The organism is Pseudonocardia ammonioxydans, assembly GCF_900115005.1.
GTDB classification, from domain to species: Bacteria; Actinomycetota; Actinomycetes; order Mycobacteriales; family Pseudonocardiaceae; genus Pseudonocardia; species Pseudonocardia ammonioxydans.
This window is the reverse complement of record NZ_FOUY01000030.1, coordinates 78,596-85,938: the sequence shown is the minus strand read 5'-3', so window position 1 is coordinate 85,938 and position 7,343 is coordinate 78,596. Positions and strand designations below refer to the sequence as shown.

The 7,343-nt window shown below is 72.0% G+C and carries 10 protein-coding genes; 6 read left to right on the top strand and 4 right to left on the bottom strand.

Going from position 1 to position 7,343, the window contains the following annotated elements; translation table 11 throughout:
• The coding region (locus BM093_RS24530; protein ID WP_218162914.1) for a transposase at positions 1-293 on the bottom strand (293 nt) is incomplete at its 3' end.
• Here BM093_RS24530 and BM093_RS24525 point away from each other — a divergent pair.
• From BM093_RS24525 to BM093_RS24515, 3 genes are all read left to right on the top strand, one after another.
• Positions 181-744 (top strand): NUDIX domain-containing protein, encoded by a 564-nt coding sequence (locus BM093_RS24525; RefSeq protein ID WP_281248729.1) that lies wholly within the window; start codon positions 181-183, stop codon positions 742-744. The genes BM093_RS24530 and BM093_RS24525 overlap by 113 nt on opposite strands.
• A 161-nt stretch (positions 745-905) precedes the next feature.
• Complete coding sequence (locus BM093_RS24520) at positions 906-1,091, top strand: hypothetical protein (protein ID WP_093350211.1); 186 nt, start codon at positions 906-908, stop codon at positions 1,089-1,091.
• Between the two features lie 47 nt (positions 1,092-1,138).
• Positions 1,139-1,726: an NADPH-dependent FMN reductase gene (locus tag BM093_RS24515; protein WP_093350208.1), complete on the top strand. Its 588-nt coding sequence runs from the start codon at positions 1,139-1,141 to the stop codon at positions 1,724-1,726.
• 55 nt (positions 1,727-1,781) lie between these two features.
• Here the strand turns inward: BM093_RS24515 and lpdA are convergent, their stop codons facing one another.
• Positions 1,782-3,188, bottom strand: a complete 1,407-nt coding sequence (lpdA, locus tag BM093_RS24510) for a dihydrolipoyl dehydrogenase (protein WP_093350206.1) — start codon at positions 3,186-3,188, stop codon at positions 1,782-1,784.
• 9 nt (positions 3,189-3,197) lie between these two features.
• Positions 3,198-3,716 (bottom strand): MarR family winged helix-turn-helix transcriptional regulator, encoded by a 519-nt coding sequence (locus tag BM093_RS24505; protein ID WP_093350205.1) that lies wholly within the window; start codon positions 3,714-3,716, stop codon positions 3,198-3,200.
• Between the two features lie 94 nt (positions 3,717-3,810).
• On the opposite strand from BM093_RS24505, the gene BM093_RS24500 reads away from it, so the two are divergent.
• Positions 3,811-4,359, top strand: coding sequence for a YceI family protein (locus BM093_RS24500; protein WP_093350204.1), 549 nt, complete (start codon positions 3,811-3,813; stop codon positions 4,357-4,359).
• 26 nt (positions 4,360-4,385) lie between these two features.
• Complete coding sequence (locus BM093_RS24495; protein ID WP_093350201.1) at positions 4,386-5,168, top strand: helix-turn-helix domain-containing protein; 783 nt, start codon at positions 4,386-4,388, stop codon at positions 5,166-5,168.
• On the opposite strand, the gene BM093_RS24490 is transcribed toward BM093_RS24495, so the two are convergent.
• Positions 5,111-5,512, bottom strand: a complete 402-nt coding sequence (locus tag BM093_RS24490; protein WP_093350198.1) for a VOC family protein — start codon at positions 5,510-5,512, stop codon at positions 5,111-5,113. The two genes, BM093_RS24495 and BM093_RS24490, sit on opposite strands and share 58 nt — an antisense overlap.
• Before the next feature lie 140 nt (positions 5,513-5,652).
• Between BM093_RS24490 and BM093_RS24485 the strand changes: the two genes are divergently transcribed.
• Positions 5,653-7,311: an SLC13 family permease gene (locus BM093_RS24485; RefSeq protein ID WP_093350195.1), complete on the top strand. Its 1,659-nt coding sequence runs from the start codon at positions 5,653-5,655 to the stop codon at positions 7,309-7,311.
• Positions 7,312-7,343: the final 32 nt, after the last annotated feature.

Below are 7,343 nucleotides of genomic sequence, written 5' to 3'. Positions count from 1 at the left end.
TGCCCGTTGCGGGAGTTTCCGCCGTTGCGTCCGGCCGGATCGTGGGCCTGGTAGCCGAGATGGTCGGTGATCTCGCCCTCGAGCGCGGACTCCAGGACCCGCTTCGTGAGCTGCGCGAGCAGGCCGTTCTCGCCGGTCAGGTCGAGCCCGTTCGCGCGGGCGCGGCCGGCGAGTTGGGCGATCAACTGCTCGTCGACCGCGTCGAGCCCTGCCTGCGCGCCGTCATCATCGACGAGCTGCTCCTCGTCGGTCACGCTGTCGAGGTCGACCGGCTCAGCTGCTTGGTCTGTCATCGGGTCCACACTCCTTGATCGGAGTTACACCGATGTTCTTACAGTCCCCCGCCGGACCCCGACGAAGCTGGTGATGCCCGGCCTGTGGGACTGCCTGGCCGGTGGCGTGCTCGACGAGGGCGAGCAGCCCGACGACTGCGCGGCCCGCGAGCTCGGCGAGGAGCTCGGTGTGAGCGGGATCGCGCTGGAGAAGCTGTTCGTGTACCCGTTCGACGCGGCGGCGCTGGGGGTGGACACCGGCCCGGGCTCCGGGCCGCACGGCCTGCGCGCCCACGTGCACGTCTACCAGGCGTTCTGGGACGGCCCGGTGGTCCACCAGCCGTCGGAGGTCGCCGAGGGCGGCTGGTGGACGATGGAACAGCTGCGCCGCCGGCTCGGTTCCCCGGAGTACCCGTGGGTGCCGGACGGCCTCTGGATCACCCGTCGCTGGCTCGCCGCCGGCGTGGGATAAAGTTCCGCGACCAGCGCCCTACCCCCGGGTAACTCATGTCACCCACATCGGGGCCTGGATCGGTTAACAACCGGCGGGTCGCGCGACGACACCACGGGAAGGGCCCAGCGTGGGGCCCCCCGAGCACGTACCCACCACGCGAAGGCTTCAGGAGTTTCCACATGGTCAGCATCTCGGTCTCGGCCCGCTCCCTCGCCGCCGCCCGGCTGATCGACCCGGACGTCAACACCGCCGCCGTGCAGGCCGCGGTCGAGGCGGCCCTGGTGGCCGACCGGCACGAGAAGCGGGACACCGCCCGCCCGACCGGCCGGCGCGAGCACTCCGCCCGTCGCGAGCCGTCGGCCTGACCCCCGCCCGCCCGCGGAGACGGCCCCTCGACGAGAAGGAGAACAGCGTGCAGGTACTCGGCGTGTCGGGAAGTCCGTCGTCCCCCTCGAAGACGGCCCTCGCGATCGGGACCGCACTGGACCGCGCGGCCGAGCACGACGACGTGCACACCGAGCTGCTCGACCTGCGCGGGTACGACCTGGTCTTCAGCGACGGCCGCGACCCCGCCGACTACACCGGGGACACCCGGACGGTGATCGACCGGGTGATCGCGGCGGACGCGCTGGTCATCGGCACGCCGATGTACCGCGGCGGCTACACCGGGCGCCTGAAGAACCTGTTCGACCTGCTCCCGAACGACGCCCTGGCCGGCAAGCCGGTCGGGCTGATCGCCACCGGCGGCACCGACCACCACTATCTGGCGATCGAGCACGAGCTCAAGCCGCTGGTCGGCTTCTTCCGGGCCTGGGCGGTGCCCGGCGCGGTCTACGCGAACAACACCCACTTCTCGGCGGGCACGCTCGTCGACGACGGCGTGCGGTCCCGGCTGCACGAGCTGGCCGACGCGGTCGTCACCTTCGCCCGGCGGATGCCCCGCGACGCCGCGGGCGCGACCGCGCCGGAGATCCCGCGCAAGGCCGCGGCCGAGGCCTGAGTACCTGATCCGCCCGGCCGGCCCGCCACGAGGGCGGGCCGGGCCCGGCGCGGGATCAGAGGTTGATCATGTGGCCGGCGAGGCCGTGGATCGCCTCCTGCAGCCCCTCGGACAGGGTCGGGTGCGCGTGCACGTTGCGGGCCATCTCGTGGACGGTCAGGTCCCACTTCTGCGCCAGGGTCAGCTCCGGCAGCAGCTCGGTGGCCTCGGCCCCGATGATGTGCCCGCCCAGCAGCTCGCCGTGGGTGTCGTCGGAGATCAGCTTGACGAAACCGTTCGGCTCGGCCATGCCCTGCGCCTTGCCGTTGGCGGTGTAGGGGAACTGGGCGACCTTGACCTTCCAGCCCCGCTCGTCGGCCAGCTTCTCGGCCTCGGCCTGGGTGTAGCCGAACGACGCGACCTGCGGGGAGCAGAACGTCGCCCGCGGCATCATCGTGTAGTCGAGCTCCTGGGTCTCGGCACCGGCCAGCGTCTCCGCCGCGACGACACCCTGCGCCTCGGCCACGTGCGCGAGCATCAGCTTCGCGGTGACGTCCCCGATCGCGTAGACGTTCTCGACGCTGGTCCGCATGTGGTCGTCGATCGCGATCGCGCCGCGCTCGGTCAGCTCGACGCCGAGCTTGTCCAGGCCGAAGCCGTCCACCCGCGGGGCGAACCCGATCGCCTGGATCACCTTGTCGGCGCGCAGCTCCTCGGAGCCCTTGTCCCCCGACGAGACGGTCACGGTGACGCCCTTGCCGTCGTCGGTGATCGACTCGACCTTGGTCGAGGTCCGGACCGTGATGCCGAGCTTCTTGTAGCGCTTGAGCAGCTCCTTGGACACGTCGGCGTCCTCGAGCGGGAGCAGGCGGTCCAGGTACTCGACGATGGTGACGTCGACGCCGTAGTTGGCCAGCACGTAGGCGAACTCGACGCCGATCGCGCCGGCGCCGGCGATGACGACGCTCTCCGGGAGCTCGCGGGTGAGGATCTGCTCCTCGTAGGTCACCACGCGCTCGGACAGCTCGGTGCCCGGCAGCAGCTTGACCGTGGAGCCGGAGGCGATGATCACGTCGCCGTAGGTGACGGTCTCCGAGCCGCCCTTCGAGAGCTCGACCTCGATCTCGCCCGGCTTGGTGAACCGGCCGAAGCCGTCGAACTCGGTGATCTTGTTCTTCTTCATGAGGAAGTGGACGCCCTTGACCCGGCCGTCCGCGACCGTCCGGCTGCGGTCGAAGGCCACGCCGAAGTCCAGTGACACCTCCCCGGACAGACCGAAGGTCTTCTGCTCGGAGGTGACGATGTGCGCGATCTCGGCGTTGCGCAGCAGCGCCTTCGAGGGGATGCAGCCCACGTTGAGGCAGACACCGCCCCAGTACTTCTCCTCGATCACCGCCACACTGCGGCCGAGCTGGGCGGCACGAATGGCCGCCACGTATCCACCGGGTCCGGCACCGAGCACGACGACGTCGAAATGAGGCATGCGCTCAGCCTAAGATGCGCGGGCGGCATCCGGCCCGTCCGGGCCCGAGTCCCCCGTCACCGGCCAGCCGGGGCGCTCCGACAGGTGCGCCACGATCGCCTCCATGGCCTCCCGCAACGCCGCCTGCTGGTCGCGGGTGAGCCCGTCGAACACGGCCTCGCGCACGCTCTCGACGTGGTCCGGCACCGCGGCCTCCAGCACCCGCAGGCCCTCGTCGGTCAGTTCCGCGAGCTGACCGCGGCGGTCGGTGGGGCACGAGCGGCGCACGATCCAGCCGGACTCCTCCATCCGCGCCACCGCGTGGGACACGCGGCTGCGCGAGGACAGCGCCGACTCGGCCAGCACGCTCATCCGCAGCGTGCGATCCGGCGCCTCGGACAGCCGCGCCAGGATCTCGTAGTACGCCTGCGGCATCCCCGCCGCGGCCTGCAGCCGGCGTTCGACCTTGTCCGAGACCAGGCGCTGGGCCGCGAGGAAGGCCCGCCAGGTCTGCTGCTCGTCCTCGTCGAGCCAGCGCGTGTGTTCCACGACACCCTCCGGAATGGTTGAGCGTTCATCTTGTACTACCTAGTATCAGTCTCAACAACTGAGAGTTCAACTAACTATCGCGCGGAGGCACTCCATGACCAGCATCCCCAACTTCGCCGCCGGCACCTGGGACATCGACCCGGTCCACAGCGACGTGTCGTTCGTCGTCCGTCACATGATGGTCAGCAAGGTCCGGGGCCGCTTCGAGCAGGTCTCCGGGGAGATCGTCACCGGCGACTCGATCGAGGACTCGCGCGTGGCCGCCACCATCGACGTCAGCTCGATCAGCACCGGCAACGAGCAGCGCGACGGGCACATCCGCTCCGCCGACTTCTTCGAGGTCGAGACCCACCCGGAGTGGACGTTCGCCTCGACCGGCGTCATCGGCAAGGGCGACGAGTACGTCCTGGCCGGCGACCTCACCATCAAGGGCGTCACCAAGCCGGTCGAGCTGGACCTGGAGGTCAACGGCTTCGGGCCGGACGCCTACGGCGGCACCCGCGCCGGCTTCACCGCCGCGGGCTCGATCAACCGCTCCGACTTCGGTGTCGACATCGCCATGCCGATGGAGAGCGGCGGCGTCGTGGTCGGCGAGAAGGTCCGGATCGAGCTGGAGATCCAGGCCGTGCTGCGGGCCGCCTGACCCCTGCGGGGCACTACCGTGGGCGCGTGGCGCACTACCGGGAGGTCCGGCCGGCCGGGCCGGTCGCGGACCTGCTCGAATGCGCCTGGCAGGCGCGGGCCGACGCGCCGCACGTGCAGCGGGTCCTGCCCGACGGCTGCATGGACCTGCTGGTCCAGGACGGCCGGCTGGTCGTGGCCGGCCCGGACACGACCGCGCACCTGGCCTCGAGCCCGGCCGGCTCGGTGACGACCGGGCTGCGTTTCCGGCCCGGCCGGCTCCCCGCGCTGCTGGGCGTCCCCGCCGAGGAGCTGCGCGACACCCGCACCGCACTCGACGCCGTGCTCGCCCGTCCGCTGCCCGGCCCCCGGGAGGTCCCGGGCCCGCCCCTCGCGCTCCTGCTGGAGGTCACGACGGCGTTGCGGGCGGGGGCGGACGTGCCGGCCCGGACGCTGCCGGCGCCGCTGCCCCCGGCCGCGCTGCGGGCCCTGGCCCGCGGGATGCCGGTGACCGAGCTGGCCGACCGGCTCGGCGTCACGTCCCGGACGCTGCACCGGCGCTGCCGCGCCACACTGGGCTACGGCCCGGCGGTCGCCCGCCGCGTCCTGCGCTTCCGGGCCGCGAGCGCCCTGCTGTTCGACGGCGTCACCCCCGCCGAGGTCGCCGCCCGCACCGGCTACGCCGACCAGCCGCACCTGTCCCGCGAGGTCCGCTCCCTGACCGGGCTCTCCCCCACCGCGCTGGTGCCCGCTCCGGCCGCGGACGGGGCCGGTCAGGTCCAGGCGAACAGGTCCAGCGACGTCCCGTCGGGGTCGCGGACGGTCGCGTAGCGCTGCCCCCACGGCGCGTCGAACGGCTTCAGCACCGAGCCGTACCCGGCGGCGGTCACCCGCGTGAAGGCGTCGTCGACGGCGTCGGCCGACGGCAGCCGGAACGCCAGGCTCATCCGCCCGTCCCCGGTCGGCGCCGCGTCCGGATGGAAGTCCTCCACCATCGACTGCAGGTCCAGCGCCAGCCGCAGCCCACCGCGCAGCGTCGTCTCGACGTGCGGGGAGTCCTCCGCCCCGTCGGGGAACGACAGCCCCAGCAACCGGTAGAAGGCCACCGACCGCGCCATGTCCGTCACCAGGATCCCGATCATGTCCGGCTCGGCGCCGATCGTCTCGTCCGTCATGTCCGGGAACGCTAGGGCCACCCGGCGCCCCGGGTCGTGAACGGATCGGACACCGGAGGATCCGGACCACTCGATCGAAAGGCGACATCCCCGGCGGTCGGGTAGCGTACCGCGCGCCCGCACGGACGAGGAGGTCCCGTATGGCCGCGACCGGACCCGACCGGGAACGGACCGAGGACGAACGGGAGACCGGCGGCGACCCGCCGGTCGGCACCGGCGGCGCGACCGCCGCGGACAGTCGTTCCCCCGCCTGGACCTGGGGCTTCCGGGCCCTCGGGGTCGTGTTCGGCGGTCTGGTCTGGCTGCTGCTCGGCACCGCCGCGGGCCTCGAACCGAGTGCCCGCACGGTCGCCGCCGTCGGCGCGCTCATGGCGGTCTGGTGGGTCACCGAGGCGATCCCGCTCTCGGCCACGGCGCTGCTGCCGATCGTTGCGTTCCCGGCACTCGGGGTGCTCTCGGTCGACGACGCGGCGGCCCCCTACGCCGACCCGATCGTCTTCCTGTTCATGGGCGGCTTCCTGATCGCGATCGCGATGCAGAAGTGGCACCTGCACCGGCGGATCGCTCTGCTCACCCTGCGGCTGGTCGGGACGACACCGAACCGGATCGTGCTCGGCATCATGATCGCGACCGCGTTCCTGTCGATGTGGGTCTCCAACACCGCGACCGCGCTGATGATGCTCCCGATCGCGCTCTCGGTGCTCGCGCTGGTCGCCGAGCGTGCCCACGAGGGCGAGGTGCGCCGCGGCGCCCCGCTGCACGAGACGCTGCGCGCCCCGGCGGTGCGGACGTTCGGGGTCGGGCTGGTCCTCTCGGTCGCCTGGTCGGCGTCGATCGGCGGGCTGGGCACCATCCTGGGCAGTCCGCCGAACGCGATCGTCGTCGCCTACCTCGACGGCGTCGGGTCGCCGGTCACCTTCCTCGGCTGGATGCAGCTGGCCGTCCCGATCGTGATCGTGTTCATCGGGCTTGCCTGGCTGCTGATCACCCGGGTGCTGTTCCGCAGCGATCTCACCGAGATCCCCGGCGGCAAGGAGATGATCGACGAGCAGCTGCGGGAGATGGGACCGGTCAGCTCGGCCGAGAAGCGGGTCCTCGCGGTCTTCGCCGGTGCGGCGTTCCTCTGGATCGTCCCGGGCATCCTGTCCGAGTTCGCGGCGATCGACGCGGCCCTGCCCTGGCTCGGGAGCATGGACGACACCGCGATCGCCGTCGCCGCCGGCCTCACCCTGTTCCTCCTGCCCTCGGACACGACGCCGCCGGACGAGGCGGCAAGCGTCCGCGAGCGGGACCGGCCGCGCACCTACCGGATGCTGCTGGTGTGGGACGACGCCCAGAAGGGCCTGCCCTGGGGCGTGCTGCTCCTGTTCGGCGGCGGTCTCAGCCTGGCCGGGGCGGTCGCCGACAGCGGGCTCGACGAGTTCATCGGGAGCAGCGTGGGTGGGCTCGGCGCGCTGCCGACCGTGCTGCTGGTGTTCGTGACCGTCGCGATCGTGCTGGGCCTGACCGAGCTGACCAGCAACACGGCGACGGCGGCGACATTCGTGCCGGTGCTGGGCGGGGTGGCGATGGGCATCGGCGCCGATGCGACGACGCTGCTGGTCCCGGCGGCGCTGGCCGCGACGTGCGCGTTCATGCTGCCGGTCGGGACCCCTCCGAACGCGATCGTGTTCGGCTCGGGTGTGGTGACGATCGGGCAGATGGCACGCGGCGGGCTGTGGCTCAACGTCGTCGGCGTCGTGCTGATCACGATGTTCGCCTACCTGCTCGGCGGATGGGCGCTGGGCATGACGTTCTGAGCGGTGCCCCGAGCAGAACGGACGGGCCCCGC